Annotated in this window: 26 protein-coding genes and 1 pseudogene; 15 read left to right on the top strand and 12 right to left on the bottom strand. The window is 61.2% G+C overall.

Annotated features, from left to right (window positions below; genetic code table 11):
* The first annotated feature begins 206 nt into the window (after positions 1–206).
* On the top strand, positions 207–1148 hold the full coding sequence (locus tag AB4N48_RS20335) for an AEC family transporter (protein ID WP_041477966.1): 942 nt from the start codon (positions 207–209) through the stop codon (positions 1146–1148).
* Positions 1149–1265: 117 nt separating this feature from the next.
* Here AB4N48_RS20335 and AB4N48_RS20330 read toward each other — a convergent pair whose 3' ends face one another.
* The 6 genes from AB4N48_RS20330 to gatC form a co-directional block, all read right to left on the bottom strand.
* Positions 1266–1646 (bottom strand): carboxymuconolactone decarboxylase family protein, encoded by a 381-nt coding sequence (locus AB4N48_RS20330; protein WP_071174380.1) that lies wholly within the window; start codon positions 1644–1646, stop codon positions 1266–1268.
* On the bottom strand, positions 1643–2653 hold the full coding sequence (locus AB4N48_RS20325; protein ID WP_460095572.1) for a calcium/sodium antiporter: 1011 nt from the start codon (positions 2651–2653) through the stop codon (positions 1643–1645). The genes AB4N48_RS20330 and AB4N48_RS20325 overlap by 4 nt, the downstream gene beginning before the upstream one ends.
* Positions 2654–2750: 97 nt before the next feature.
* A complete protein-coding gene (locus tag AB4N48_RS20320; protein ID WP_056782925.1) occupies positions 2751–3122 on the bottom strand; it encodes a septal ring lytic transglycosylase RlpA family protein in 372 nt (123 codons plus the stop codon).
* A 218-nt stretch (positions 3123–3340) separates the two neighbouring features.
* Positions 3341–4786: an Asp-tRNA(Asn)/Glu-tRNA(Gln) amidotransferase subunit GatB gene (gene gatB / locus AB4N48_RS20315; protein WP_460094222.1), complete on the bottom strand. Its 1446-nt coding sequence runs from the start codon at positions 4784–4786 to the stop codon at positions 3341–3343.
* 10 nt (positions 4787–4796) lie between these two features.
* The gene (gene gatA / locus AB4N48_RS20310) at positions 4797–6248 is read right to left on the bottom strand and encodes an Asp-tRNA(Asn)/Glu-tRNA(Gln) amidotransferase subunit GatA (protein WP_460094221.1); all 1452 of its coding nucleotides are present in this window, start codon (positions 6246–6248) and stop codon (positions 4797–4799) included.
* A 16-nt stretch (positions 6249–6264) separates the two neighbouring features.
* On the bottom strand, positions 6265–6552 hold the full coding sequence (gene gatC, locus AB4N48_RS20305) for an Asp-tRNA(Asn)/Glu-tRNA(Gln) amidotransferase subunit GatC (RefSeq protein ID WP_024011606.1): 288 nt from the start codon (positions 6550–6552) through the stop codon (positions 6265–6267).
* Positions 6553–6763: 211 nt separating this feature from the next.
* Between gatC and mreB the strand changes: the two genes are divergently transcribed.
* The 8 genes from mreB to tldD all read left to right on the top strand — a co-directional run bounded on the left by mreB (position 6764) and on the right by tldD (position 18001).
* Positions 6764–7801: a rod shape-determining protein MreB gene (mreB, locus tag AB4N48_RS20300; RefSeq protein ID WP_002555108.1), complete on the top strand. Its 1038-nt coding sequence runs from the start codon at positions 6764–6766 to the stop codon at positions 7799–7801.
* Positions 7802–7977: 176 nt separating this feature from the next.
* Positions 7978–9045: a rod shape-determining protein MreC gene (gene mreC / locus AB4N48_RS20295; RefSeq protein WP_231507578.1), complete on the top strand. Its 1068-nt coding sequence runs from the start codon at positions 7978–7980 to the stop codon at positions 9043–9045.
* Positions 9045–9536 carry a rod shape-determining protein MreD gene (gene mreD, locus AB4N48_RS20290; protein WP_056782930.1) on the top strand — a complete coding sequence of 164 codons (492 nt, stop codon included), beginning with the start codon at positions 9045–9047 and terminating at the stop codon, positions 9534–9536. The genes mreC and mreD overlap by 1 nt, the downstream gene beginning before the upstream one ends.
* Before the next feature lie 37 nt (positions 9537–9573).
* Positions 9574–10170, top strand: coding sequence for a Maf family protein (locus tag AB4N48_RS20285; RefSeq protein ID WP_375123124.1), 597 nt, complete (start codon positions 9574–9576; stop codon positions 10168–10170).
* A 58-nt stretch (positions 10171–10228) separates the two neighbouring features.
* Positions 10229–11686, top strand: coding sequence for a ribonuclease G (gene rng / locus AB4N48_RS20280; RefSeq protein ID WP_016771696.1), 1458 nt, complete (start codon positions 10229–10231; stop codon positions 11684–11686).
* Positions 11687–11761: 75 nt separating this feature from the next.
* Positions 11762–15565: a YhdP family protein gene (locus AB4N48_RS20275; protein WP_460094219.1), complete on the top strand. Its 3804-nt coding sequence runs from the start codon at positions 11762–11764 to the stop codon at positions 15563–15565.
* 128 nt (positions 15566–15693) lie between these two features.
* Positions 15694–16554 (top strand): carbon-nitrogen hydrolase family protein, encoded by an 861-nt coding sequence (locus AB4N48_RS20270; protein ID WP_056782936.1) that lies wholly within the window; start codon positions 15694–15696, stop codon positions 16552–16554.
* 4 nt (positions 16555–16558) lie between these two features.
* Entirely contained in the window at positions 16559–18001 is a 1443-nt protein-coding gene (gene tldD / locus AB4N48_RS20265; protein ID WP_016771693.1) for a metalloprotease TldD, read from the top strand.
* 51 nt (positions 18002–18052) lie between these two features.
* Here tldD and yjgA read toward each other — a convergent pair whose 3' ends face one another.
* Positions 18053–18577, bottom strand: coding sequence for a ribosome biogenesis factor YjgA (gene yjgA, locus AB4N48_RS20260; protein ID WP_016771692.1), 525 nt, complete (start codon positions 18575–18577; stop codon positions 18053–18055).
* A 108-nt stretch (positions 18578–18685) separates the two neighbouring features.
* On the opposite strand from yjgA, the gene pmbA reads away from it, so the two are divergent.
* The 6 genes and pseudogenes from pmbA to AB4N48_RS20230 all read left to right on the top strand — a co-directional run bounded on the left by pmbA (position 18686) and on the right by AB4N48_RS20230 (position 22478).
* Entirely contained in the window at positions 18686–20032 is a 1347-nt protein-coding gene (gene pmbA, locus AB4N48_RS20255) for a metalloprotease PmbA (protein ID WP_370593493.1), read from the top strand.
* A gap of 251 nt (positions 20033–20283) precedes the next feature.
* Positions 20284–20364, top strand: a pseudogene (locus tag AB4N48_RS20250) (FagA protein); the annotation flags it as partial.
* A complete protein-coding gene (locus AB4N48_RS20245; protein WP_269085003.1) occupies positions 20349–20474 on the top strand; it encodes a hypothetical protein in 126 nt (41 codons plus the stop codon). The pseudogene AB4N48_RS20250 and the gene AB4N48_RS20245, both read left to right, overlap by 16 nt.
* A 27-nt stretch (positions 20475–20501) precedes the next feature.
* Entirely contained in the window at positions 20502–20942 is a 441-nt protein-coding gene (locus AB4N48_RS20240) for a hypothetical protein (RefSeq protein WP_252887322.1), read from the top strand.
* Between the two features lies 1 nt (position 20943).
* Positions 20944–21555 carry a superoxide dismutase gene (locus AB4N48_RS20235; protein WP_095180375.1) on the top strand — a complete coding sequence of 204 codons (612 nt, stop codon included), beginning with the start codon at positions 20944–20946 and terminating at the stop codon, positions 21553–21555.
* A gap of 29 nt (positions 21556–21584) precedes the next feature.
* On the top strand, positions 21585–22478 hold the full coding sequence (locus tag AB4N48_RS20230) for a ZIP family metal transporter (RefSeq protein WP_252887323.1): 894 nt from the start codon (positions 21585–21587) through the stop codon (positions 22476–22478).
* A 34-nt stretch (positions 22479–22512) separates the two neighbouring features.
* Here AB4N48_RS20230 and AB4N48_RS20225 read toward each other — a convergent pair whose 3' ends face one another.
* From AB4N48_RS20225 to AB4N48_RS20205, 5 genes are all read right to left on the bottom strand, one after another.
* Positions 22513–22788: an HPr family phosphocarrier protein gene (locus tag AB4N48_RS20225; protein WP_016771685.1), complete on the bottom strand. Its 276-nt coding sequence runs from the start codon at positions 22786–22788 to the stop codon at positions 22513–22515.
* Positions 22789–22803: 15 nt separating this feature from the next.
* Complete coding sequence (gene rapZ, locus AB4N48_RS20220; protein ID WP_041477977.1) at positions 22804–23661, bottom strand: RNase adapter RapZ; 858 nt, start codon at positions 23659–23661, stop codon at positions 22804–22806.
* A gap of 2 nt (positions 23662–23663) precedes the next feature.
* Complete coding sequence (gene ptsN, locus AB4N48_RS20215) at positions 23664–24128, bottom strand: PTS IIA-like nitrogen regulatory protein PtsN (protein ID WP_041477978.1); 465 nt, start codon at positions 24126–24128, stop codon at positions 23664–23666.
* An 11-nt stretch (positions 24129–24139) separates the two neighbouring features.
* Positions 24140–24448 carry a ribosome hibernation-promoting factor, HPF/YfiA family gene (gene hpf / locus AB4N48_RS20210; protein WP_007912419.1) on the bottom strand — a complete coding sequence of 103 codons (309 nt, stop codon included), beginning with the start codon at positions 24446–24448 and terminating at the stop codon, positions 24140–24142.
* A gap of 73 nt (positions 24449–24521) precedes the next feature.
* Positions 24522–26012: an RNA polymerase factor sigma-54 gene (locus AB4N48_RS20205; protein WP_041477979.1), complete on the bottom strand. Its 1491-nt coding sequence runs from the start codon at positions 26010–26012 to the stop codon at positions 24522–24524.
* Positions 26013–26148: the final 136 nt, after the last annotated feature.

Genomic DNA, 26148 nt, shown 5'->3' with positions numbered 1-26148 from the left:
GAGGGAGAGGGGGCCGACCGAGTTGTTTGGCGCTATACATCGACCTGACAAATCGGGTCGATTATGGATTCGACGATGTCATTTCAGGTCGGTGGATTGTTTAAATATCCCCCGATCGGTTCCCTCTCCCTTTGGGAGAGGGCTAGGGTGAGGGGCTTTTGCTTTATCATTGCCCCCCTGACTAAGCTCACCCAAGGCTCTCCGGCATGCTGGCAATCTTTCTTGAAACCCTGAACATCACCGCGCCGGTGTTTGCCATGCTGTTTCTCGGCGTGCTGCTCAAGCGCATCGACTGGATCAACGACAACTTCATCCACACCGCCTCGTCGCTGGTGTTCAACGTGACCATGCCGGCGCTGCTGTTTCTCGGCATTCTCCACGCTGACCTGCACGCCGCACTGCAACCTTCGCTACTCATCTACTTTTCCCTCGCCACCCTGGTGAGTTTCGCCGTGGCCTGGGGCTGGGCGATTTTCAAGTGTCCGCGGGAAGATCGCGGCATCTACACCCAGGGTGCGTTTCGCGGCAACAACGGCGTGATAGGCCTGGCGCTCGCCGCGAGCATGTACGGCGATTACGGCATTTCCCTCGGGGCAATTCTCGCGGCGCTGGTGATCCTGTTCTACAACACGCTGTCGACCATCGTGCTGGCGGTGTACAGCCCGGTGATCAAGTCCGATCCTTGGAGCATCTGCAAAAGCGTGTTCAGCAACCCGCTGATCATCAGCGTGATTTCGGCGGCGCCGTTTGCCTATTTCAAGATCGGACTGCCGGGCTGGCTGGAGACCTCCGGCCAGTATCTGGCGCAGACCACTTTGCCACTGGCGCTGATCTGTATCGGCGGCACGCTGTCACTGGCGGCGCTGCGCAAGAGCGGCAACATGGCGCTCAGTTCCAGCCTGGTGAAGATGATCGGTCTGCCGGTGCTGGCGACACTGGGGGCATGGCTGTGGGGCTTTCGCGGGGCGGAATTGGGGATTCTGTTTCTCTACTTTGGCAGCCCGACGGCGGCGGCGAGTTTCGTCATGGCCCGGGCGGCGCAGGGCAATCATGAGCTGGCAGCGGCGATCATCGTGATGACCACGTTGATGGCGGCGATTACCACCAATGTCGGGATCTTTGTGTTGCAGTGGGGTGGGTGGATCTGACCAAGGATTTGCAGTGTCTGTCAGGGCCTCTTCGCGAGCAGGCTCGCTCCCACATTTGAAATGCATTCCAGGTGTGGGAGCGAGCCTGCTCGCGAAAGCTATTTCAGCAGCACTGAATCACTCAGGTTTCTGGTAGGTATCAATCACTTCCTGCGCCGCGCGAAACGCATCGATCGCCGCCGGTACGCCGGCATACACCGCGCAATGCAGCAGCGCCTCGCGAATCTCTTCCACCGTGCAGCCGTTGTTCAGCGCACCGCGCACGTGGCCCTTCAACTCCTGCGGACACTTCAACGCGGTCAGCGCGGCGAGGGTAATCAGGCTGCGGGTTTTCAGCGGCAGCCCCTCACGATTCCACACGCCGCCCCACGCATGTTCATTGACGAAATCCTGCAACGGCTGGGTGAACTCGGTGGCGTTGCCCAAGGCGCGATCAACGAACGCATCGCCCATGACCTGACGACGGATTTCAACCCCGGACTGCTTCGACTCGCTCATGGCACATCTCTCTTGTGGTGTTGGCGACGCCAGGCGCGGATCGACGTGAACAGCAGAAACGTCAGCAGCGCCGGCAGGACATAAAACAGCATCAAGCGCTCGAGTTTGCCGGCCAGCGGCATGCCGGTGGTGAACGACACCACATGCAGCCCGTAGACCAGATACAAACCGAGCAGCAGCAAGCCTTCGGCTCGAGTCACGCGGTAGCCCGAGTAAAACACTGGCAGACACAGCGCAGCGACGCCGAGCATCACTGGCAAGTCAAAATCCAGCGCGTTGGGGGAGACGGAAAGCGGCGTCGGTGCGAGCAGCGCGGTCAGCCCGAGTACCCCGAGCAGGTTGAACAGATTGGCTCCGATCACGTTGCCCACGGCTATGTCGCGCTGCCCGCGCAACGCAGCGATCAGCGAAGTCGCCAGCTCCGGCAGCGAAGTGCCGACCGCGACCACGGTCAGGCCGATGACCCGTTCGGACAGGCCCAAGTCGGTGGCCACGACCACGGCGGCGCCGAGCAGCAGACGGCCGGCGAACACCAGCATGGCCAGGCCAGCGAGAATCATCAGCACACTGATCAGCCAGGATTGCTGCGTCTCGGTTGGTCGTACTGTATGAGGTCGCGTCGAGTGTCGCGACTGGCGGAACAACAAGCCAAGGTACAGCGCCAACGCCCCGAGCAGCAGGACGCCGTCGAAACGCCCGAGGTCTTTATTCCAGGCGAGGATGAATACCAGCAGGCTGGCACCGATCATCAACGGGATATCCAGGCGCACCAGTTGCCGCGATACGCGCAGCGGGATGATCAGTGCCGAGAGGCCAAGGGTTACGAGGATATTGAAGATGCCGCTGCCGACCACGCTGCCGACGGCGATGTCCGGGTTGTCGGTCAACGCCGCTTGCAGGCTCACGGTCATCTGCGGCGCGCTGCTGCCGAGGGCGACGATGGTCAGGCCGATGATCAACGGACGCACATGCAGGCGCTCGGCCAGACGCACGGCGGCGCGCACCATCAGCTCGGCGCCGATGAGCAAAAGACACAGGCCGCTGAGCAGTTCGATGACGTTGATCAGCGGCAGATCGGCTAGTCCGAAAATGGTCGGCGCTCCATCAGTCCAGGGCCTGCACGCGAACCCGTGCGGTGCCACTGCGCAGCATGCCGATTTCATCGGCGGCCTCGCGTGACAGATCGATCAGTCGGCCACGGGTGTGCGGGCCACGGTCATTGATGCGGACCACGACTGATTCATCGTTTTTCAGATTGGTGACCTTCACCCGCGTGCCGAACGGCAACTGGCGGTGGGCGGCGGTCAGGGAATGCTGGTTGAACGCTTCGCCGCTGGCGGTGCGTTTACCGTGATGCCTGGCTCCGTAATAGGAGGCGACGCCGGTCTGGTCATAACCGTGCGGGTCGATGGTGTCGGTACTGGCGCAACCGGCCAGCAGAGAGAGCAGGGCGCTGCTCAGCAACAGACGCTTCATTCAAAGGTATCCCGGATCAAATGTAGGAGTGACCTGTGGCGAGGGGATTTATCCCCGTTGGACTGCGCAGCAGTCCCAAAACTGAGAACTCGGTTTATCTGGTGCAAATCAAGCTCAGCAATTGGGGCCGCTTCGCGGCCCAACGGGGATGAATCCCCTCGCCACAGGTCCCTTCCACAGGGGATGGAGCCAGGCTTTGGATCTGGCTCCATTGGTGGTCAGCCTTCGAGCTTGCTTTTCAGCAGTTCGTTCACCTGCTGCGGGTTGGCCTTGCCTTTCGAGGCTTTCATGGCCTGGCCGACGAAGAAGCCGAACATCTTGCCGCGTTTGGCTTCGTCTGCCGCGCGGTACTGTTCGACCTGTTCGGCGTTGGCCGCGAGCATTTCGTCGAGCACGGCCGAGATCGCGCCGGTGTCGGTGACTTGCTTGAGGCCGCGCTTCTCGATGATCTCGTCAGCACTGCCTTCACCATTGGCCATCGCTTCGAACACCACCTTGGCGATCTTGCCGGAGATGGTGTTGTCCTTGATGCGCTGCAGCATGCCGCCCAGTTGCTCGGCGGAGACTGGCGAATCCTCGATGTCCAGGCCCTGCTTGTTGAGCAGGCTGCCCAACTCGACCATCACCCAGTTCGCCGCCAGTTTCGGGTCGCCACCGATGGCTGCGACTTTCTCGAAGTAATCCGCCTGTTCACGGCTGGTGGCCAGCACGTTGGCGTCGTAAGCCGACAGACCGAACTGGCTCTGGAAGCGCTCGCGCTTTTGCGGTGGCAGTTCCGGCAGGGTGGCACGCACTTCACCGAGGAACGACTCTTCGATGACCACCGGCAGCAGGTCCGGATCGGGGAAGTAACGGTAGTCGTTGGCTTCCTCTTTCGAACGCATCGGACGGGTCTCGTCCTTGTTCGGATCGTACAGGCGGGTCTGCTGGATCACTTTGCCGCCGTCTTCGATCAGCTCGATCTGGCGCTGGATCTCGGAGTTGATCGCCTTCTCGATGAAACGGAACGAGTTGACGTTCTTGATCTCGCAGCGAGTGCCGAACTCGACCTGGCCTTTCGGGCGTACCGAGACGTTGCAGTCGCAACGCAGCGAGCCTTCGGCCATGTTGCCGTCGCAGATGCCCAGGTAACGCACCAGTGCGTGGATCGCCTTGACGTAAGCCACGGCTTCCTTGGCGCTGCGCATGTCCGGTTCGGAAACGATTTCCAGCAGCGGCGTGCCGGCACGGTTCAGGTCGATGCCGGTGGCACCGTTGAATTCTTCGTGCAGGCTCTTGCCGGCGTCTTCTTCCAGGTGCGCGCGGGTGATGCCGACGCGTTTGACCGTGCCGTCTTCCAGGGCGATGTCCAGGTGGCCTTTGCCAACGATCGGCAATTCCATCTGGCTGATCTGGTAGCCCTTCGGCAGATCCGGGTAGAAATAGTTTTTCCGGGCGAACACGTTGTGCTGGCCGATCTCGGCGTCAATTGCCAGACCGAACATCACCGCCATGCGCACCGCTTCCTGGTTGAGCACCGGCAGCACGCCGGGCATGCCCAGGTCGATCAGGCTGGCCTGGGTGTTCGGCTCGGAACCGAATGTGGTGGAACTACCGGAAAAGATTTTCGACCGGGTGGTGAGCTGAGTGTGAATCTCCAGCCCGATCACGACTTCCCATTGCATGTGTGTCTCCTCAGAAGCCGGTTGGGGTGCGGGTGTGCCAGTCAGTGTTCAACTGATACTGGTGCGCAACGTTGAGCAAACGGCCTTCCTGGAAGTACGGCGCGAGCAACTGCACGCCCACCGGCAGACCGTCGACAAAACCGGCCGGCATCGACAGGCCCGGCAGGCCGGCGAGGTTGGCGGTGATGGTGTAGACGTCTTCCAGATAGGCAGCGACCGGGTCGCTGTTCTTGGCGCCAAGCTTCCAGGCCGGGTTCGGCGTGGTCGGGCCGAGGATGATGTCGACTTCATTGAACGCAGCCATGAAATCGTTCTTCACCAAACGACGAATCTTCTGCGCTTTCAGGTAGTAGGCGTCGTAGTAACCGGCGGACAGCGCGTAGGCACCGACCATGATCCGGCGCTGTACTTCCGCGCCGAAGCCTTCGCCACGGGAGCGCTTGTACAGGTCGATGAGGTTTTCCGGGTTTTCGCAGCGGTGGCCGAAACGTACGCCGTCGAAACGCGACAGGTTGGAAGACGCTTCTGCCGGGGCGATCACGTAGTACGCAGGAATGGCGTGCTGCATGTTCGGCAGGCTGATTTCCTTGATCACCGCACCGAGCTTCTGCAACTGCTGGATGCTGTTCTGGATCAGCTCGGCAATGCGCGGGTCGAGACCGGCGCTGAAGTATTCCTTCGGCACGCCGATGCGCAGGCCTTGCAGCGACTCGCCCAGGCCGGCGGAGTAATCCGGCACCGGCTCATCGATGCTGGTGGAGTCGTTCGGGTCGAAACCGGCCATGCCTTGTAGCAGGATCGCGCAGTCTTCGGCCGTGCGCGCCAACGGACCGCCCTGATCAAGGCTGGACGCGTAGGCAATCATGCCCCAGCGCGAAACGCGACCGTAGGTCGGCTTCAAACCGGTGAGGTTGGTGAATGCTGCCGGCTGGCGGATCGAACCGCCGGTGTCGGTTGCGGTGGCGGCAGGCAGCAGGCGAGCGGCCACGGCGGCGGCCGAACCACCGGACGAACCGCCCGGCACGTGTTCCAGGTTCCACGGGTTTTTCACCGCGCCGTACCAGCTCGACTCGTTGGCCGAACCCATGGCGAATTCGTCCATGTTGGTCTTGCCCAGGGTCACGGCGCCGGCAGCGGCCAGTTTCGCAACGACAGTGGCGTCATACGGGGCTTTGAAGTTGTCGAGCATCTTCGAGCCGCAGCTGGTGCGGATGCCCTGGGTGCAGAACAGATCCTTGTGGGCAATCGGCGCGCCGAGCAGGGCGCCGCTCTCACCATTGGCCCGGCGTGCATCGGCGGCTTTCGCCTGCTCGATGGCCAGATCCTCGGTGAGGCTGATGAAACTGTTGAGCTGCGGATCGAGCTGGGTAATACGCGCCAGCAGGACTTTGGTCAGCTCTTCGGAGGAAAACTTTTTATCGGCGAGACCGCGGGCGATCTCGGCCAGAGTCATTTGATGCATTGCAGGCTCTTTCCCTTTAGTCGATGACTTTCGGAACCAGATACAGGCCGTTTTCGACCGCTGGTGCGATGGACTGGTAGGCCTCGCGATTATTCGTCTCGGTCACCACGTCGGCGCGCAGGCGCTGACTGGCTTCCAGGGGGTGGGCCAGCGGCTCGATACCGTCGGTATCAACGGCCTGCATTTCGTCGACCAGCCCGAGAATGCTGTTGAGGGCGGAAGTAATGTGCGGAAGATCGGCATCGTTGAGGCCAAGGCAGGCCAGATGCGCGATTTTTTCCACGTCGGAGCGTTCTAGCGCCATCGGGATTCTCCAGTGGAAAACAGAACGGACGGCGTCCGTGTGTTAGATTGTCGGAACACTACCGCACTTCTACGGTCATAAGGCCGCGATTGTGGGGCTTGGTGCACAGAAAAGCGGCCAATTTAACATATTGGCGCCTTGCCCAAAATCCCTGTCGTTGTTAGAGTTTGCCGCACTTTTTTACCCACGCGTTGCCTAGGGTCCCTTTCCCATGTTCAAGAAACTGCGTGGCATGTTTTCCAGCGATCTTTCCATTGACCTGGGCACTGCCAACACCCTTATTTACGTGCGCGAGCGCGGTATCGTCCTGAATGAGCCATCGGTTGTGGCCATTCGGACACACGGTAACCAGAAAAGTGTCGTTGCTGTCGGCACCGAGGCCAAGCGCATGCTCGGCCGTACGCCGGGCAACATTGCTGCCATTCGTCCGATGAAGGACGGCGTGATCGCCGACTTCAGCGTCTGCGAAAAGATGCTGCAGTACTTTATCAACAAGGTTCACGAAAACAGTTTCCTGCAGCCCAGCCCTCGTGTGCTGATCTGCGTTCCATGCAAGTCCACCCAGGTTGAGCGTCGCGCCATCCGTGAATCGGCCCTTGGCGCCGGTGCCCGTGAAGTGTTCCTGATCGAAGAGCCGATGGCTGCTGCGATCGGTGCCGGTCTGCCGGTTGAAGAAGCGCGCGGTTCGATGGTCGTGGACATCGGTGGTGGTACCACCGAGATCGCCCTGATCTCCCTTAACGGTGTGGTTTACGCCGAATCCGTACGTGTCGGCGGCGACCGTTTCGACGAAGCGATCATCACCTACGTGCGCCGCAACTACGGCAGCCTGATCGGTGAATCCACCGCTGAGCGCATCAAGCAGGAAATCGGTACGGCCTACCCGGGCGGCGAAGTGCGCGAAGTCGATGTTCGCGGTCGCAACCTGGCCGAAGGCGTTCCACGCGCATTCACCCTGAACTCGAACGAAGTGCTCGAGGCTCTGCAAGAGTCGCTGGCAACCATCGTTCAGGCGGTGAAAAGCGCGCTGGAGCAATCGCCGCCGGAACTGGCTTCCGACATCGCCGAGCGTGGCCTGGTGCTGACCGGTGGTGGCGCGCTGCTGCGTGACCTCGACAAGTTGCTGGCCCAGGAAACCGGTCTGCCGGTGATCGTTGCCGAAGATCCGCTGACATGCGTTGCTCGCGGCGGTGGCCGTGCGCTGGAAATGATGGATAAGCACACCATGGATCTGCTTTCGAGCGAATAAGCTTCGAATGCAATACGTGGGTGAGCGCACAGGCAGCACTTTGCAGTGCTGCCTGTTGGCGTTTATCTTCTGTCAGTCTTCATCCAGGCCGGTTTGATGCCGTATGAATAAACAGAACATTTGCCTGGGAGGAGCGGCTTATTAAACCGCTTTTCACCAAAGGCCCTTCGTTGGGCGTGCGCCTGTTGGTGCTGGCCGTGCTCGCGGTCGCGCTGATGGTGGTCGATGCACGTTTCGACCTGCTCAAGCCCGCGCGCAAACAAGCGTCGCTGGTGCTCATGGATGCCTACTGGATCACTGACCTGCCCGGCCGCTTGTGGGAAGGGGTCGCCAGTCAGTTCGGCAGCCGCACCGAGCTCGTCGCCGAAAACGAAAAACTCAAGACCGAAAACCTGCTGTTGCAGGGGCGCATGCAAAAGCTCGCGGCCCTGACCGAGCAGAACGTTCGGCTGCGCGAGTTGCTCAACTCCTCCGCGCTGGTCAATGAAAAGGTCGAAGTGGCCGAGCTGATCGGCATGGATCCCAACCCCTTCACCCATCGCATCATCATCAACAAAGGTGAGCGCGACGGCGTGGTGCTCGGCCAACCGGTGCTCGATGCACGCGGGCTGATGGGCCAGGTGGTCGAATTGATGCCGTACACCTCGCGCGTTCTGCTGCTGACCGACACCACCCATAGCATTCCCGTGCAGGTGAACCGTAACGGTCTGCGCGCGATTGCCAGCGGCACCGGCAACCCGGAGCGCCTGGAATTGCGCCATGTCGCCGACACGGCGGACATCAAGGAAGGCGATCTGCTGGTCAGCTCCGGCCTCGGCCAGCGATTCCCCGCTGGTTATCCGGTGGCCACGGTCAAGGAAGTCATCCACGATTCCGGCCAACCGTTTGCCATTGTCCGCGCCGTGCCGACTGCCGCCCTGAACCGCAGCCGCTACCTGCTGCTGGTGTTCAGCGACAGCCGCACTGCCGAAGAACGCGCCAATGACGCGGCCCAGGCGCAGGAACAGCTCGATGCCCACGGCGGCGGCCCGATGTTGCCGGCCAGCGTGCCGAAACCGTTGATCATGCCTGCCACGCCGTCGACCGCTACTGCAGCGCCGGCCGCTGAAGCAGCGGCGCCTGCCACCACGCCTGCCAAGCCTGCCGCGAGCAAACCGCCCGCTGCCGCTCCGGCCGCTGCCAAACCGCCGGCCGCGAGCAAACCACCGGCAAAACCGCCAGCGACTACCGGGGGACGAGAATAATGGTCGGCGCGAAAAAATCCGGAAACAGCTGGATGATCTGGTTGACGTTCTTCGTCGGCATCCTGCTCAGCGTGTCACCGTTGCCGATCTTCATGGAAATCCTTCGCCCGCTGTGGCTGGCCTTGCTCGTGACTTTTTGGGCGCTGTACATGCCGCACACGGTCGGCATGGTCACCGCCTTCTGTCTGGGACTGGCCGAAGATGTCCTGCAGGGCGACCTGCTCGGGCAGAACGCGCTGATCCTGACCCTGATTACTTTCCTCGTGTTGTCGTTGCAGCAGCGTCTGCGCATGTTCCCGATGTGGCAGCAGTGCCTGGTGATCCTGGTGATCTTCGGCCTCGCACAGTTGGCGCAACTGTGGCTGAGCGCTCTGACCGGCAACCGTCAGCCAACCCTGGCGCTGGTCTTGCCGGCGCTGGTCAGTGCCTTGCTCTGGCCGTGGGTCAGCTTCGCCCTTCGCGGGATGTGCCGACGCTACAGAATCTATTGAGCCGGTGAAGCAGGGCACTGAACAGGGAGATGTTTTGATGAAACTGCTTTACCTCGCCTCCGGCTCACCGCGTCGCCGTGAATTGCTCACGCAGATCGGCGTGCAGTTCTCCGCCATCAGCGCGGACATCGACGAAACCCCGCTTCCTGAAGAATCCCCTTCGGCCTATGTCGAACGCCTTGCGCGTGGCAAGGCCGAGGCCGGTCGCCGTTCGGTCGTCTCTGATCAGCCGTTCTGCGTGCTTGGCGCCGACACCGCTGTGGTGCTCGACGGCAAAATTCTTGGCAAACCGGTGGACGAAGCCGATGCATGCGCCATGCTGATGATGTTGTCCGGCAACGAACACGAAGTGCTGACCGCCATCGCCGTGCTTGAAGGTGAGCGCTGCGAGTCGCGGGTGGTGCGCAGTCGCGTGCGTTTCCGCAGCATCAGCTGCGATGAGGCCGGCGCCTACTGGGCCAGTGGTGAACCGCGCGACAAGGCCGGCGGCTATGGCATTCAGGGCCTGGGTGCGGTGTTTGTCGCCGGGCTCGACGGCAGCTATTCGGCGGTGGTCGGCTTGCCGTTGTGCGAAACCTGCGAGGTGTTGGGCCATTTCGGCATACCCTGTTGGCAAAACCTGAACACGCCCTGAGCGTCGTACGAATCCAGATGCGGCCACTATCGTGAACATGCCTGAACGAGATCCTGCCATGAGTGAAGAGATTCTGATCAACATCACGCCGATGGAATCGCGCGTGGCGGTGGTCGAAAACGGTGTGCTGCAAGAAGTCCACGTCGAGCGCACGCAGAAACGCGGGATCGTCGGCAACATCTATAAAGGCAAGATCGTTCGCGTCCTGCCGGGCATGCAGGCGGCATTTGTCGACATCGGCCTCGATCGTGCAGCTTTCATTCACGCCGCCGAAATCTCCCTGCGTGAAGGCCCGGCGGTGGAAAGCATCAGTTCGCTGGTGCACGAAGGTCAGAGCCTGGTGGTGCAAGTCACCAAAGACCCGATCGGCTCCAAAGGCGCACGCCTGACCACACAACTGTCGATTCCTTCGCGTTATCTGGTGTACATGCCGCGTACCGCTCATGTCGGTATTTCCCTGAAGATCGAAGACGAAGCCGAGCGCGAGCGCCTCAAGCAGGTGGTCAGTGATTGCGTGGCCAAAGAAGGCATCAAGGAGGCCGGCGGCTTCATTCTGCGCACGGCTGCTGAAGGTGCCGGCGCTGATGAAATCCTCATGGACATCCGTTACCTGCGGCGCCTCTGGGACCAGATCAACGAGCAGATCAAGACCATCGCCGCGCCGAGCGTGATCTACGAAGATCTCGGCCTGGCCCTGCGCACCCTGCGTGATCTGGTCAATCCGAAAATCGAGAAGATCCGCATCGATTCCCGGGAAACCTTCCAGAAAACCACGCAGTTTGTCGCCGAACTGATGCCGGAAATCGCTGATCGTCTGGAACACTACCCGGGTGAACGACCGATCTTCGATCTGTACGGTGTCGAAGACGAAATCCAGCGCGCGCTGGAGCGCAAGGTGCCGCTGAAGTCAGGCGGCTATCTGGTGATCGATCCGGCGGAAGCCATGACCACCATCGACGTCAACACCGGGGCGTTCGTCGGTCATCGCAACCTCGAAGAAACCATTTTCAAGACCAATCTCGAAGCGGCCACGGCGATTGCCCGGCAGATGCGCCTGCGCAACCTCGGCGGGATCATCATCATCGACTTCATCGACATGGAAGATGAAGAGCACCAGCGTCAGGTCCTGCGCACTCTGGAAAAACAGCTGGAGCGCGACCACGCCAAGACCAACATCATCGGCATCACCGAATTGGGCCTGGTGCAGATGACCCGCAAGCGCACCCGCGAAAGCCTTGAGCAGGTGCTGTGCGAACCGTGCAGCAGTTGTCAGGGACGCGGCAAGCTGAAGACCGCCGAAACCATCTGTTACGAGATCTTCCGCGAGATTCTCCGCGAGGCCCGGGCCTACCAGGCCGAGGGTTACCGGGTGCTGGCCAACCAGAAGGTGGTCGATCGTCTGCTCGATGAAGAGTCCGGTAACGTCGCCGAGCTTGAAGGCTTCATCGGTCGCACCATACGCTTCCAGGTGGAAACCATGTATTCCCAGGAACAATATGACGTGGTGCTGCTCTGAAACCCTGCATCACCCTTCATTCAACGCGGCTGGCCTCAGCTTTTCGCAGTTTTTTTGCCATGGGAGCCAACTGACATGGAGCGTCTGACACGCATTCTGGCCGCACTCACCCGCTGGGGGCTGGGCCTGTGCGCGTTGGTTCTGGTGTTGATGGCGTTGTACGTCAGCCTCGGCCGCGAGCTGACGCCACTGGTGGCCGAATACCGCGCCGACATCGAAGACAAGGCCAGCGCCGCCCTCGGCATGCCCTTGCAGATCGGTGAGCTGGAAGGCAACTGGAGCGGTTTCGCGCCGATCCTGCTGGCCCATGACGTGATGGTCGGCGACGGCGCCAACGCGCTGCGCCTCGACCGCGTACGGGTAGTGCCGGATATGTGGGGCAGCTTGCTCGCCCGCGAAGTCCGTCTCGCGCATATCGAACTCAACGGTTTGAAGATCAGCCTCAAGGAAGCCGAAGACGGTACCTGGGCGCTGGAAGGGCTGCCGGTGCAGAAGGATCAGCCGTTCGATGCGGCGCAACTGTTCCAGCGCTCGCAGATGATCAGGCAATTGTCGGTGCTCGACAGCCAGGTGACCCTGCAACCGCTCGATCACCCGCCCATGACGCTCACCTATGTCGGCCTCAATCTGCGTACCGGCGCCAGCCGCCAGCGTCTCGACGCGCGTCTGACCTTGCCCGATGGCCAGCCTGTCGCGCTGAGCCTGCGCAGCCAGCTGCGTCCCGATCAATGGCAGAACAGCGCCATCGAGGGTTATGCCAGCCTGCCGCAGAGCGACTGGGCGAAATGGCTTCCCGAGCGCCTGACCCAGCAATGGAATTTTTCCGAGATCAAGGCCGGCGGCGAACTCTGGGTCGATTGGTCCGAAGGCGCTTTGCAAAGCGCCGCGTTGCGCCTGAATGCGCCGCAAGTGACCGGTGCCTACGCCGAGCGCAAGCCGATCCAGATCAACAATCTGGCGCTCAACGCCTATTACCGCAACACAGCCGAAGGGGTGAAAGTCACCCTCGATTCACTGGCGATGAGCTTCGGCGAAACCCGCTGGGAATCCCATGTGCAGGTGCAGCAGACTCGCGCCAGCGCCAAGGCTGAAGAGCTCTGGCATCTGCAGGCCGATCGCCTCGATCTGACCCCGATCACGCCGCTGCTCAATGCGCTGGGGCCGTTGCCACAAAGCTTCGCCACAGTGGTCGAGCGTTTGAAGGTAACCGGCGGCCTGCGTAATGTGCTGCTGGACTTCCGCCCGACCGCCACCGATGGCAGCAAATTCGGCTTTGCCGCCAACCTCGACAATGTCGGTTTCGATGCCTACCACGGCGCTCCGGCGGCGCGCAATGTCAGTGGCAGCCTGAGCGGCAACCTCGACGGCGGCGAGTTGCGCCTCGACAGCAAGGATTTCGTCCTGCACCTCGATCCGATTTTCGCCAAGCCATGGCAATACCTGCAGGCCAATGCGCGGCTGACCTGGAAGCTCGACAAGGATGGCTTCACCCTGATTGCGCCATACCTCAAGGTATTGGGCGAGGAGGGCAAGATTGCCGGCGATTTCCTCATTCGCCTGCACTTTGACCATAGCCAGGAAGACTACATGGACCTGCGCGTCGGCCTGGTTGATGGCGACGGTCGCTACACCGCGAAATACCTGCCGGCGGTGTTGAGCCCGGCGCTTGATGATTGGCTGCGCACAGCGATCCTCAAAGGCGCAGTGGACCAGGGCTTCTTCCAGTATCAGGGCTCGCTGAGCAAGAACGCTGGCGAGGCTGATCGCAGCATCAGCCTGTTCTTCAAAGTGCACGACGCCGAGCTGGCGTTTCAGCCGGGCTGGCCGCATGTGAGCAAAGTCAGCGGCGATGTGTTCATCGAAGACAGCGGCGTGCGCATCTGGGCCAGCAAAGGCCAGTTGCTCGACACCCAAGTCAGCGATGTCTTCGTCAATATTCCTCATGTACCGGCCGGGCAGAGCTCGCATTTGTTCCTGGATGGCGCATTTGCCGGTGGTCTCGGCGACGGCTTGAAGATTCTTCAGGATACGCCGATCGGCACTGGTGAGACCTTTGCTGGTTGGGAGGGTGCGGGTGATCTGAATGGCAAGCTCAAGCTGGATATTCCGCTGGCCAAGGGCGAACAGCCGAAAATCCTCGTCGATTTCAAAACCGCCAACGCGCGGCTGAAACTGGCCGAACCGAAGCTCGAACTGAGCCAGCTCAAGGGCGATTTCCGCTTCGACAGCAATAAAGGCCTCAGCGGCCAGAACATCTCTGCACGGGCCTTCGACAAACCGGTCACTGCGCAGATCTTCGCTGATGGCAGCCCCAACCAGATCAAGACCCGAGTTGCGGCGTCGGGGCAGGTCGAAGTGAAGAAGCTCACTGACTGGCTGGGTGTGACCCAGCCGTTGCCGGTGTCCGGGACGATTCCGTATCAGTTGCAGCTGAATCTTTCCGGGGCCGACAGCCAGTTGCTGGTCAGCTCCAGCCTCAAAGGCGTGGCGGTGGATCTGCCGGCGCCGTTCGGCATGACCGCCGATGTCGGGCGCGACACAGTGTTTCGCATGACCCTGCAAGGGCAGGAGCGGCGTTACTGGTTCAATTACGATCAACTGGCCAATTTCACTTTTGCTGCGCCGCCGAGCAATTTCGCCGACGGCCGTGGCGAACTGTTTCTCGGCGCTGGCGAAGCGGTGTTGCCGGGCGCCAAGGGCCTGCGCATTCGCGGGGTGCTGTCGGAACTGGACGTCGCGCCGTGGCAGGATCTGGCCAGCAAGTACGCTGGCGGGGATCCGGGCGGCAGCGCCAAGCAACTGCTGAGCAGTGCTGACATCAAGGTCGGCAAATTGACCGCGTTCGGCACCACGCTGGATCAGGCTTCGGTGCAGATCAATCGCAAGCCAGGCGCGTGGAACCTGGCGCTCGACAGCCAACAGGCCAAGGGCAGCGCCAGCCTGCCGGATGCCAAGGGCGTGCCGATTGCGGTGAATCTGCAATACGTGAAACTGCCGGCGCCGGACCCGGCGGTGCAGGCTGACGAGAATGCACCGGATCCATTGGCGTCGGTCGACCCGACGAAAATCCCGGCGCTGGATATCACCCTCAATCAGTTGTTCCTCGGCCCCGATCTGGTCGGTGGCTGGTCGCTGAAAGTGCGGCCGACCGCCAAGGGCATCGCCCTGAACAACCTCGACATGGGCCTCAAGGGTATCCTGCTGCAAGGCAACGGCGGCTGGGAAGGCGCGCCGGGGGCGACCAGCAGTTGGTACAAGGGCCGCATTGGCGGCAAGAATCTGGCCGACGTGCTCAAAGGCTGGGGCTTCGCGCCGAGCGTGACCAGCGAAGAATTCCATATGGATGTCGACGGCCGTTGGCCGGGCTCGCCGGCGTGGCTGGCGACCAAGCGCTTCTCCGGCACCCTCGATGCCTCGCTGAACAAAGGCCAGTTCGTTGAAGTGGAAGGCGGTGCTCAGGCGCTGCGGGTGTTCGGCCTGCTCAACTTCAACTCGATCGGCCGGCGCCTGCGTCTGGACTTCTCCGACCTGTTCGGCAAAGGCCTGAGCTACGACCGGGTCAAAGGTTTGCTGGTGGCGAACAATGGTGTCTACGTGACACGTGAGCCGATTCGCCTGACCGGGCCTTCGAGCAACCTGGAATTGGACGGCACGCTGGATCTGGTCGGTGACAAGGTCGATGCGAGATTGCTGGTGACCTTGCCGGTGACCAACAACCTGCCGATCGCCGCGCTGCTCGTTGGCGCACCGGCGGTCGGCGGCGCGCTGTTCCTCATCGACAAGCTGATCGGCGACCGCGTCGCGCGCTTCGCCAGCGTCAAGTACACCGTCAAAGGCCCATGGAAAGAGCCGAAAATCACCTTCGACAAGCCTTTTTAACTAGCAGACACTACCCGTGCAGGAGCTGCCGAAGGCTGCGATCTTTTGATCTGGCTCTTAAAAAAAATCAACAGATCGCAGCCTTCGGCAGCTCCTACACAGTCATATGCAAATCCCGAGGAGCGGCCATGTCTTTAGCGGTGATTCAAATGGTCAGCCAGAGCGACGTGCCGGCCAATCTGGCCCAGGCCCGGCGCCTGCTCGAACAGGCCGCCGCCGGCGGAGCGAAACTCGCGGTGCTGCCGGAAAACTTCGCCGCCATGGGCCGTCGCGACGTCGCCGATATCGGCCGCGCCGAGGCCTTGGGCGAAGGGCCGATCCTGCCATGGTTGAAACAGACCGCCCGCGACCTCACCTTATGGATAGTCGCCGGTACATTGCCGTTGCCACCGTTGGGTCAACCCACGGCCAAAGCCAATGCCTGCTCATTGCTGATCAACGAGCACGGCGAGGTGGTCGCGCGCTATGACAAGCTGCATCTGTTCGATGTCGATGTCGCCGACAATCGCGGCCGGTACCGTGAATCCGATGACTATGCTTATGGCGGTAATGTAGTGGTGGCGGATACGCCGGTGGGGCGAGTCGGTCTGAGCGTGTGTTACGACTTGCGTTTCCCGGAGCTGTACAGTGAATTGCGTGCCGCCGGTGCCGAGTTGATTACCGCACCGTCGGCGTTTACGGCCGTGACCGGCGCCGCGCACTGGGATGTACTGATCCGCGCGCGGGCCATCGAAACACAGTGTTATATCCTCGCGGCCGCGCAGGGCGGCAGCCATCCCGGACCGCGTGAAACCTTCGGGCATGCGGCGATTGTCGACCCGTGGGGGCGCGTACTGGCCCAACAGGATCAAGGCGAGGCGGTGTTGCTGGCCGCCCGCGACAGCGATGAACAAGCGTCCATCCGGGCGCGCATGCCGGTGACGCGTCATCGGCGGTTTTTCTCGCAGGGCGCCCAGCGGCCTGCTTCAGAACACGAATTTAAGGCGTAAACCTATGAGCGAGTTGTTGTCCTCAGTCAGTGATCACCTGTTGGCACCCGGCGGTGTCACGATCGAGAGCCTGCAGGGCGTGCTCGGCGATCTGGCCGGGCCGGGCATCGATGCCGCCGACCTGTATTTCCAGGGCCAGATTTCCGAGTCATGGGCGTTGGAAGACGGCATCGTCAAGGAAGGCAGCTTCAACCTCGATCAGGGTGTCGGCGTGCGTGCACAGTCCGGTGAGAAGACCGGTTTTGCCTACAGCAACGCGATCACCCTCGAGGCCCTCGGCGCAGCGGCCCGCGCCGCGCGTTCGATCTCCCGCGCCGGACAGAACGGCACCGTGCAGGCATTCACCAGCCAGGACGTCGCGCAATTGTACGCGCCGGATAACCCGCTGGAAGTGCTCAGCCGCGCGGAAAAAGTCGAGTTGCTCAAACGCATCGACGTCGCCACCCGCGCGCTCGACCCACGGATTCAGCAAGTCAGCGTGAGCATGGCCGGGGTCTGGGAGCGGATTCTGGTGGCCTCGACCGACGGCGGCCTGGCCGCCGATGTGCGTCCGCTGGTGCGTTTCAACGTAAGCGTCATCGTCGAACAGAATGGCCGTCGCGAACGCGGCGGGCACGGCGGCGGTGGGCGTACCGATTACCGCTACTTCCTCGCCGAAGACCGCGCCATGGGTTATGCCCGCGAAGCGCTGCGCCAGGCACTGGTCAACCTTGAAGCGATTCCGGCGCCGGCCGGTACCTTGCCAGTGGTGCTGGGTTCCGGCTGGTCCGGCGTGCTGCTGCACGAAGCGGTCGGTCACGGTCTGGAAGGCGATTTCAACCGCAAGGGCAGCTCGGCCTACAGCGGGCGCATGGGTGAAATGGTTGCCTCCAAGCTATGCACCATCGTCGATGACGGCACCTTGAGCGGCCGTCGCGGTTCGCTGAGCGTCGATGACGAAGGCACGCCGACCGAGTGCACCACGCTGATCGAAAACGGCGTACTCAAGGGCTACATGCAAGACAAGCTCAATGCGCGGCTGATGGGCGTGGCGCGCACCGGTAACGGTCGTCGCGAATCCTATGCGCATCTGCCGATGCCACGCATGACCAACACCTACATGCTCGGTGGCGAAAGTGATCCGGCGGAAATCATCGCGTCGGTGAAGAAGGGCATCTACTGCGCCAACCTCGGCGGCGGTCAGGTCGATATCACCAGCGGCAAGTTCGTGTTCTCGACCAGCGAGGCTTATCTGATCGAGGACGGCAAAATCACCGCACCGGTCAAAGGCGCGACATTGATCGGCAACGGTCCCGAGGCGATGAGCCGGGTGTCGATGGTCGGTAACGATCTGGCGCTGGACAGCGGTGTGGGTACGTGCGGCAAGGATGGGCAGTCGGTGCCGGTAGGTGTCGGCCAGCCAACGCTGAAAATCGATGCGATCACCGTGGGTGGCACGGGCGCATAAGAACGGTGGGGCTTTCGGGTGGCGCGCAGGACGGCCACCCGGTGGCGATTATCAACGCAGACCGCGTTGAGTCTCGTCCAGCTCCCGAATGTATTTGAAGATCTTGCGGCTCGAAGCAGGTGGTTTGTTTTGCGCAACCTCATGCTGGGCCTGACGGATCAGGGAACGCAATTGCTGGCGATCGGCGTCCGGGTACTCGATGACGAATTTCTCCAGCACGGCGTCATCGCCCGCGATCAGGCGGTCACGCCAGCGTTCCAGATTATGGAAACGCTCGTTGTACTGGCGAGTGGAGGCATCGAGTTGATCGAGCAGAGTCAGAATCGCGTCAGTGTCCTGGTCGCGCATCAGTTTGCCGATGAACTGCAAATGCCGTTTACGCGCGATGTTCGCGGTGTGCTTGGGCGCATCGGCCAATGCCCGGCGCAAAGCGTCGGTCAACGGCAGTTTGGCGACCAGATCAGGCTTGAGTGTGGTCAGGCGCTCGCCGAGGTCAACCAGCGCATGCAACTCGCGTTTGACCTGAGATTTGCTTTTTTCTCCCGTATCGAGGGAGTCGTCGTAAGAATCAACCATGGTGGCAGTCCGCAAAGAAACGCCGCCATGATAACCAGTCGGGGGCCGCTTGTCCGGCCCGGTCGCTCGATGACCCCAGCCGAAAGCAGAATTTGAGTGGAGATGAGCATGAGTGCAGTTCAAAGCGTCGGCCCGCAGGCATTGCCGGCACTGCAAGAACAGGTCGAGCAGATCATCGCCGAAGCCAAGCGCCAAGGCGCCAGCGCCTGTGAAGTCGCGGTGTCGCTGGAGCAGGGGCTGTCGACCTCGGTGCGTCAGCGCGAGGTCGAAACCGTTGAATTCAATCGTGATCAGGGTTTTGGCATCACCCTGTACGTCGGCCAGCGCAAAGGCTCGGCCAGCACCTCGGCCACCGGGCCGGAGGCGATTCGTGAAACCGTCGCTGCAGCACTCGCGATAGCCAAACACACCTCCGAGGACGAAGCCTCGGGTCTGGCCGACGCCGCACTGATGGCCAGGGATGTGCAGGATTTCGACCTGTTCCACGAATGGGACATCACCCCGGAACAGGCCATTGAGAAGGCTTTGCTCTGCGAGGCAGCGGCGTTCGATGCCGATGCGCGGATCAAGAACGCCGACGGCACCACCCTCAGCACCCATCAGGGCTGCCGGGTTTATGGCAACAGCCACGGTTTCATCGGCGGTTACGCGTCGACCCGGCACAGCCTGAGTTGCGTGATGATCGCCGAAGCTGACGGGCAGATGCAGCGCGATTACTGGTATGACGTCAATCGCCAGGGCAGTCTGCTCGCCGATCCGGTGAGCATCGGCCAGCGTGCCGCGCAACGGGCGGCGAGCCGTCTGGGCGCGCGGCCGGTGCCGACCTGCGAAGTGCCGGTGCTGTTTTCCGCCGAACTGGCGGGCGGTCTGTTCGGCAGCTTCCTCTCGGCAGTATCCGGCGGCAGCCTGTATCGCAAATCGTCGTTTCTGGAAGGCACACTGGGGCAGAAGCTGTTCCCGGAATGGCTGACCATTGATGAGCGTCCGCATCTGATGCGTGCCATGGGCAGTGCTTCCTACGACGGTGATGGCCTGGCGACTTACGCGAAACCGTTCGTCGAAAAGGGCGAGTTGGTCTCCTACATCCTCGGCACCTATTCCGGACGGAAACTGGGCATGCCGAGCACCGCCAACGCGGGCGGGGTGCACAACCTGTTCGTCACCCATGGCGACGAGGATCAGGCAGCACTGCTCAAGCGCATGGGCCGGGGATTGCTGGTCACCGAGTTGATGGGCCACGGCCTGAACATGGTCACCGGTGACTATTCGCGCGGTGCGGCGGGCTTCTGGGTCGAGAACGGCGAGATCCAGTTCGCCGTGCAGGAAGTGACCATCGCCGGCAACATGCGCGACATGTTCAAGCAGATTGTCGCGGTGGGTAGTGATCTGGAGCTGCGCAGCAACATCCGCACCGGCTCTGTGTTGATCGAGCGGATGACTGTCGCCGGCAGCTAAGCCGCGAATCCGCCAACAAAAAAAGGCGCGCCATCCGTTGTGGATGGCGCGCCTTTTTTATTCGCTTCGCACAAATCCCCTGTGGGAGCGAGCCTGCTCGCGAAAGCGGTGGATCAGTTGTAAATGTGCTGACTGACCAGCGCATTCGCGAACAGGCTAGCTCCCACAAATGAACAGCGCAAACTCGAACGCTTGTTTTGGTTCTCATTATCATCTAATAATAAATCTCATTTCCGGACGAGTCACGGATCATGAGTTCTGCCTTGTACGAGCAGCCCTATCTCGAAAGCCGGCGCTGGATGAGTCGCCAGATCCGTTGCGCGCTAAAGCCTGCAAGGAAGGCCGCGCGGTGATCGACGTCGCCCTGGAACACACCGACCTGTCGCGCAGCCAGCTGGAAGAGTTGCTCAACCCCGAGAAACTCACCGCCGGCGGCGTGTAAACCCCGCAACCGCTTTGGAGGCTCATCATGGAGCACTGGAAACGCACGATCGAACGGGCCAATCGCTGCTTCATGCTGGGCGAACTGATCGACGCCCGCGAGGCTTACCTGCAAGCCCTGGCCCTGGCGCAAGTGTTGTTCGAACGCTGGGCGGATGCCGACGAAGCGGTGGCGGCCTGCGTCGTCTCACATCACAACCTGGCTGACCTGCATCTGCGCCTGAACCAACCGGAGGAGAGCGCCGAATATCTCTGTGCCATCCATCAACGTTTGTTGCAGACCATGCAGGACGAGCGCTTGCGTCCGGCCCTGCGTGAGGCGGCGCTGCGCCAGAGCAGCAAGACCTATGTCGAACTGTTGAACTTCATCAGCGAGCACGGCGAATACCCACGCACCCAGCGCCTGCTGCATCCGGACACCGGCAATGCCCGCCGCGCCGCAACTTCTCATCAGTATGGAGTCCATTGAAATGGCTTTTACCTTGCCTGCCTTGCCTTACGCCTACGATGCCCTCGAGCCGCACATCGATGCGCAGACCATGGAAATCCATTACACCAAGCATCACCAGACCTACATCAACAACCTCAACGCCGCCGTGGAAGGCACCGAGTTCGCCGAGTGGCCGGTGGAAAAACTCGTCGCCAGCGTCCAGCAGCTGCCGGAAAAACTTCGCGCGGCGGTGATCAATCAGGGCGGCGGCCACGCCAACCATTCGCTGTTCTGGGAAGTAATGGTGCCCAACGGTGGCGGCAAGCCCAGCGGCGCGCTGGCCAAGGCCATCGACGAGCAACTGGGCGGACTCGACAGTTTCAAGGAAGCGTTCACCAAAGCCGCGCTGACCCGTTTTGGCAGCGGCTGGGCGTGGCTGAGCGTGACACCGGATAAAAAACTGGTCGTGGAAAGCAGCGGCAACCAGGACAGCCCGTTGATGAACGGCAACACCCCGATCCTTGGCCTCGATGTCTGGGAGCACGCTTACTACCTGCGTTACCAGAACCGTCGCCCGGAATACATCAACGCGTTCTACAACGTGATCAACTGGCCGGAAGTTGCTGCGCGCTATCAGGCCGCACTGGTTTAAGCCTTCAATAAAAACAATCAGGGCTGACTATGGGCACGGAAACACTGGCGATTGGCAGCGGGCGCATGTTTCGTTACGCGGTGGGTTCGCTGTTGCTGTTGGCGGGTATGACTTTACTGGTCGCCCACGCTTTGCAATGGCTGAATCTGGAACCGAGGCTGTTGCGCGCCTTGCAGGGCGGTGCCATCTGCGCCTTGGGCACGGCGCTTGGCGCGGTGCCGGTGCTGGTGATCCGGCGCATGCCGCAGGCACTAAGCGACACCTTGCTGGGATTTGGTGCCGGGGTGATGCTGGCGGCGACGGCGTTTTCGTTGATCGTGCCGGGCATAGCTGCAGCTGAGAGCCTTGGCCTGACGCCGTGGGCCGCCAGTGGCCTGATCTGCTTCGGCATCCTGCTCGGTGCGTTCGGTCTGTATCTGGTGGATCGGCGCATTTGCGGTGCCTCGCCGGAGATGCTCGTCGGCACGTTGGAGCATCCGGTGATTCCATCGCGAATCTGGCTGTTCGTGTTCGCCATCATCGCGCACAACATTCCGGAAGGCATGGCGGTTGGCGTATCTGCCGGAGGCGGGATGGCGGACGCCGACAGTCTGGCGATGGGCATTGCGTTGCAGGATGTGCCGGAAGGACTGGTGATTGCTCTGGTGCTGGCCGGGGCGGGAATGTCGCGGGTCAGAGCGTTTCTGATCGGCGCGGCGTCGGGGCTGGTCGAACCGATATTTGCGCTGCTGTGTGCGTGGCTCGTGAGTCTGGCTCAGGTGCTGTTGCCGTTGGGGCTGGCACTGGCGGCGGGGGCGATGTTGCTGGTGGTGACCCACGAAGTGATCCCGGAATCGCGCCGTCATGGGCATGACAAGCTGGCCAGTCTGGGCCTTCTGATCGGGTTTTGTCTGATGATGGTGATGGATACGGCGTTGGGGTGAATGGAGGCGAGGAACAGTGTCCCCGCCTCGAGGATTATTCACCTTCGTCGAAATACCTTTCGATCAGATCGACCAATGCGTCCATGGCTTCCTGAGCCTGTTCGCCTTCGGTGCTCAAATGGATCTTGGTGCCTTTACCCGCCGCGAGCATCATCATTGCCATGATGCTCTTGCCGTCGACAGTCGTTTCAGGTGTGCGTCCCACTCGGATCGTGCAGTCTGGATACTGACCCGCCACGCCGACAAATTTGGCCGATGCCCGGGCATGCAGGCCCAGCTTATTGATGATTTCGATTTCACGAGCAGGCATCGCGGTGTAAATCCTTTAGGTGAGGTCGCGGTGGCGAACCTGGACGTTCTTCAGGGTTTTCTGCAGGGCCTGACCCAGTCGTTCGGTCAGGTAGACGGAGCGGTGATGCCCGCCGGTGCAGCCAATGGCAATGGTGACGTAGGCGCGGTTGCTGGCGGCGAAGCGTGGTAGCCACTTGTTCAGGTAGGCGTAGATGTCCTGATACATTTCTTCGACATCCGGCTGCTGCGCCAGGTACTCGGCCACAGGGGCATCGAGGCCGGATTGAGCGCGCAGCTCCGGTTTCCAGTACGGATTGGGCAGGCAGCGCACGTCGAACACCAGGTCGGCGTCGACCGGCATGCCGCGCTTGAAGCCGAACGACTCGACCAGAAACGCCGTACCGGGCTCCGGTTGATTCAACAGGCGCAACTTGATGGTGTCGCGCAGTTGATACAGATTCAGACTGGTGGTGTTGATCTTCAGGTCGGCCAGATCGGCAATCGGACCGAGCAGGGCGGTTTCGTCGTGAATCGCCTCGGCCAGTGAGCGATTGGCGTTGCTCAGCGGGTGACGACGACGGGTCTCGGAAAAACGCTTGAGCAGGGTTTCTTCATCGGCGTCCAGGTACAGCACATCGCACTTGATATGCTTGGCACGCACGTCTTCGAGCAACTCAGGGAAACGTGACAGATGGCTGGGCAGGTTGCGCGCATCGATCGACACGGCGACCAGCGGCTGCGCCAGTTCCGTGTGAATCAGCGCCCGCTCGGCCAGTTCCGGCAGCAAACCGGCCGGCAGATTGTCGATGCAGTAGTAGCCGTTGTCCTCAAGGACATTCAGGGCGGTACTTTTACCCGAGCCCGAACGGCCACTGACAATGATCAAACGCATGATTAGTGCCCGTTCTGCTCGTCCAGTACGACCTGGTACAAGGCTTCATTGCTCGGAGCGCTGCGTAGCTTGTCGCGCACTTCCTTGCGGTCGAGCATGCTGGCGATCTGGCGCAACAACTCCAGATGCGCGTCGGTTGCGGCTTCCGGGACCAGCAATACGAACAACAGGTCCACCGGAGCGCCGTCGATGGCGTCGAAATCGATCGGGGCTTCGAGGTGCAGCAGGGCGCTCACTGGCCCCGCGCAGCCCTTGAGGCGGCAGTGGGGAATGGCGATGCCGTTGCCAAAACCGGTGGAGCCGAGTTTTTCACGGGCGATCAGCGCCTCGAAGACATCCTGCATCGCCAGATCCGGCACTTCGCGGTGGATCAGGTTGGCAATCTGTTCGAGGGCTTTTTTCTTGCTGCCGCCCGGCGCGTTCACTTGGGAACGGCCGGGGGTCAGGATGGTTTCAAGTCGGATCATGGATAGGGGTGTTAACGACCGGTCGCGCCCTGGAGGAGGCTCTGGGTCTTTTCCTTATGCTTTTTGAGTTGGCGATCCAGCTTGTCGGTAAGTGAGTCGATCGCAGCGTACATGTCGGTATCTTCTGCGTTGGCGACCACTTCGCTGCCGGGGATATGCAAGGTGGCTTCGATCTTCTGCTTCAGCTTTTCGACGCACATCGTGACCTGCACGTTGGTGATCTTGTCGAAATGTCGCTCCAGTCGCTGGAGTTTTTCCTCGATGTAGGAACGCAGAGGTTGGGTCACTTCCAGTTGGTGTCCACTGATGTTGACTTGCATACAGCTTCTCCTTCGTTGCCAGTGCATAAAGTGGCAGGCCGAAAAGCCTGCCACTGGAACGCTGTAACGTGGCTTACATCAACCGCTTGCGTTCGCTCGAAGGCGCGATTCCGAGGGATTCGCGGTACTTGGCGACGGTGCGGCGAGCCACCTGAATGCCTTGTGCCTCCAGTAAACCAGCGATCTTGCTGTCACTCAACGGCTTTTTCTGATTTTCCGCAGCGACCAGTTTCTTGATGATCGCGCGGATCGCCGTGGACGAGCATTCGCCGCCTTCGGAGGTGCTGACGTGGCTGGAGAAAAAGTATTTCAGCTCATAAATACCGCGCGGGGTATGCATGAATTTCTGTGTGGTCACCCGGGAAATCGTCGATTCGTGCATGCCGACCGCTTCGGCGATGTCATGCAATACCAACGGCTTCATCGCTTCGTCGCCGTATTCGAGGAAGCCGCGCTGATGTTCGACGATCTGCGTGGCCACTTTCATCAGGGTTTCGTTGCGGCTCTGCAGGCTCTTGATGAACCAGCGGGCTTCCTGCAACTGGTTGCGCATGAAGGTGTTGTCGGCGCTGGTGTCGGCACGCTTAACAAACCCGGCGTACTGGGCATTGACGCGCAGGCGTGGCACCGATTCCTGGTTCAGCTCGACCAGCCAGCGCTCGTTGTCCTTGCGCACGATCACATCGGGAATGACGTATTCGGCTTCGGTTGATTCGATCTGCGAGCCCGGACGCGGATTGAGGCTCTGTACCAGCTCGATGACCTGGCGCAGCTCGTCTTCCTTGAGCTTCATCCGGCGCATCAACTGGCTGTAATCGCGGCTGCCGAGCAGGTCGATGTAATCGGCGACGAGGCGCTTGGCCTCGGTCAGCCACGGCGTCTTCGCGGGCAGCTGGCGCAATTGCAGCAGCAGGCATTCGCTGAGGTTGCGTGCGCCGATACCGGCGGGCTCGAATTGCTGGATGCGATGCAGGACGGCTTCGATTTCGTCGAGCTCGATGTCCAGTTCCGGATCGAACGCTTCAAGAATTTCTTCGAGTGTTTCGTCCAGATAGCCCTGATTGTTGATGCAGTCGATCAGGGTGACAGCGATCAGGCGATCGGTGTCGGACATCGGTGCCAGGTTCAGTTGCCAGAGCAGATGGCTTTGCAGGCTCTCGCCGGCGGACGTGCGGGTGGTGAAATCCCACTCATCGTCATCGCTGCTGGGCAGGCTGCTGGCGCTGGTCTGGTAGACGTCTTCCCAGGCGGTATCCACTGGCAGTTCGTTGGGGATGCGCTCGTTCCAATCGCCATCCTCGAGGTTATCCACCGTCGGGGCGGTTTCCTGGTAGGAGGGTTCCTGGATTTCGGCGGGCTTCTGTTCGGCGTTGTCGGCCAGCGGATCGGCGTTGTCGAAGTCGTCGCCTTCTTCCTGGCGCTCGAGCATCGGATTGGATTCCAGAGCCTCCTGGATCTCCTGTTGCAGGTCCAGGGTCGACAATTGGAGCAGGCGGATGGCCTGTTGCAGCTGCGGTGTCATCGTCAGCTGCTGGCCCATTCTCAAGACTAGCGATGGTTTCATGGCAGGGGCTTAACACCTTATTCGCCGGCGCTTTGCGCCATCCACTACAGGGCGCCGAAGCGCCAAACTTAAGCAAATTATATGCCTGAAACTGAAGTGTTTGCCTAGAGCGCTGTAACAATTAAAGCGGATAAAT

The sequence above is a fragment of the Pseudomonas sp. S2_C11 genome, assembly GCF_054668395.1.
The sequence above is the reverse complement of the archived record's forward strand: the minus strand, read 5'-3'. Positions and strand labels throughout refer to the sequence as shown.

Excerpts from the sequence above, each read along its gene's own strand:
- rapZ (WP_041477977.1), bottom strand. The coding sequence starts at position 23,661 with ATGCGTTTGATCATTGTCAGTGGCCGTTCGGGCTCGGGTAAAAGTACC.
- AB4N48_RS20325 (WP_460095572.1), bottom strand. The coding sequence starts at position 2,653 with ATGGTGCGCGCCGCCGTGCGTCTGGCCGAGCGCCTGCATGTGCGTCCG.
- ptsN (WP_041477978.1), bottom strand. The coding sequence starts at position 24,128 with ATGATCCGACTTGAAACCATCCTGACCCCCGGCCGTTCCCAAGTGAAC.
- AB4N48_RS20205 (WP_041477979.1), bottom strand. The coding sequence starts at position 26,012 with ATGAAACCATCGCTAGTCTTGAGAATGGGCCAGCAGCTGACGATGACA.
- AB4N48_RS20330 (WP_071174380.1), bottom strand. The coding sequence starts at position 1,646 with ATGAGCGAGTCGAAGCAGTCCGGGGTTGAAATCCGTCGTCAGGTCATG.
- AB4N48_RS20230 (WP_252887323.1), top strand. The coding sequence starts at position 21,585 with ATGGGCACGGAAACACTGGCGATTGGCAGCGGGCGCATGTTTCGTTAC.
- yjgA (WP_016771692.1), bottom strand. The coding sequence starts at position 18,577 with ATGGTTGATTCTTACGACGACTCCCTCGATACGGGAGAAAAAAGCAAA.
- AB4N48_RS20335 (WP_041477966.1), top strand. The coding sequence starts at position 207 with ATGCTGGCAATCTTTCTTGAAACCCTGAACATCACCGCGCCGGTGTTT.
- AB4N48_RS20225 (WP_016771685.1), bottom strand. The coding sequence starts at position 22,788 with ATGCCTGCTCGTGAAATCGAAATCATCAATAAGCTGGGCCTGCATGCC.
- gatC (WP_024011606.1), bottom strand. The coding sequence starts at position 6,552 with ATGGCGCTAGAACGCTCCGACGTGGAAAAAATCGCGCATCTGGCCTGC.
- AB4N48_RS20235 (WP_095180375.1), top strand. The coding sequence starts at position 20,944 with ATGGCTTTTACCTTGCCTGCCTTGCCTTACGCCTACGATGCCCTCGAG.
- gatA (WP_460094221.1), bottom strand. The coding sequence starts at position 6,248 with ATGCATCAAATGACTCTGGCCGAGATCGCCCGCGGTCTCGCCGATAAA.
- AB4N48_RS20320 (WP_056782925.1), bottom strand. The coding sequence starts at position 3,122 with ATGAAGCGTCTGTTGCTGAGCAGCGCCCTGCTCTCTCTGCTGGCCGGT.
- gatB (WP_460094222.1), bottom strand. The coding sequence starts at position 4,786 with ATGCAATGGGAAGTCGTGATCGGGCTGGAGATTCACACTCAGCTCACC.
- rng (WP_016771696.1), top strand. The coding sequence starts at position 10,229 with ATGAGTGAAGAGATTCTGATCAACATCACGCCGATGGAATCGCGCGTG.
- pmbA (WP_370593493.1), top strand. The coding sequence starts at position 18,686 with ATGAGTGCAGTTCAAAGCGTCGGCCCGCAGGCATTGCCGGCACTGCAA.
- AB4N48_RS20275 (WP_460094219.1), top strand. The coding sequence starts at position 11,762 with ATGGAGCGTCTGACACGCATTCTGGCCGCACTCACCCGCTGGGGGCTG.
- mreD (WP_056782930.1), top strand. The coding sequence starts at position 9,045 with ATGGTCGGCGCGAAAAAATCCGGAAACAGCTGGATGATCTGGTTGACG.
- AB4N48_RS20285 (WP_375123124.1), top strand. The coding sequence starts at position 9,574 with ATGAAACTGCTTTACCTCGCCTCCGGCTCACCGCGTCGCCGTGAATTG.
- AB4N48_RS20270 (WP_056782936.1), top strand. The coding sequence starts at position 15,694 with ATGTCTTTAGCGGTGATTCAAATGGTCAGCCAGAGCGACGTGCCGGCC.
- hpf (WP_007912419.1), bottom strand. The coding sequence starts at position 24,448 with ATGCAAGTCAACATCAGTGGACACCAACTGGAAGTGACCCAACCTCTG.
- tldD (WP_016771693.1), top strand. The coding sequence starts at position 16,559 with ATGAGCGAGTTGTTGTCCTCAGTCAGTGATCACCTGTTGGCACCCGGC.
- mreB (WP_002555108.1), top strand. The coding sequence starts at position 6,764 with ATGTTCAAGAAACTGCGTGGCATGTTTTCCAGCGATCTTTCCATTGAC.
- AB4N48_RS20240 (WP_252887322.1), top strand. The coding sequence starts at position 20,502 with ATGGAGCACTGGAAACGCACGATCGAACGGGCCAATCGCTGCTTCATG.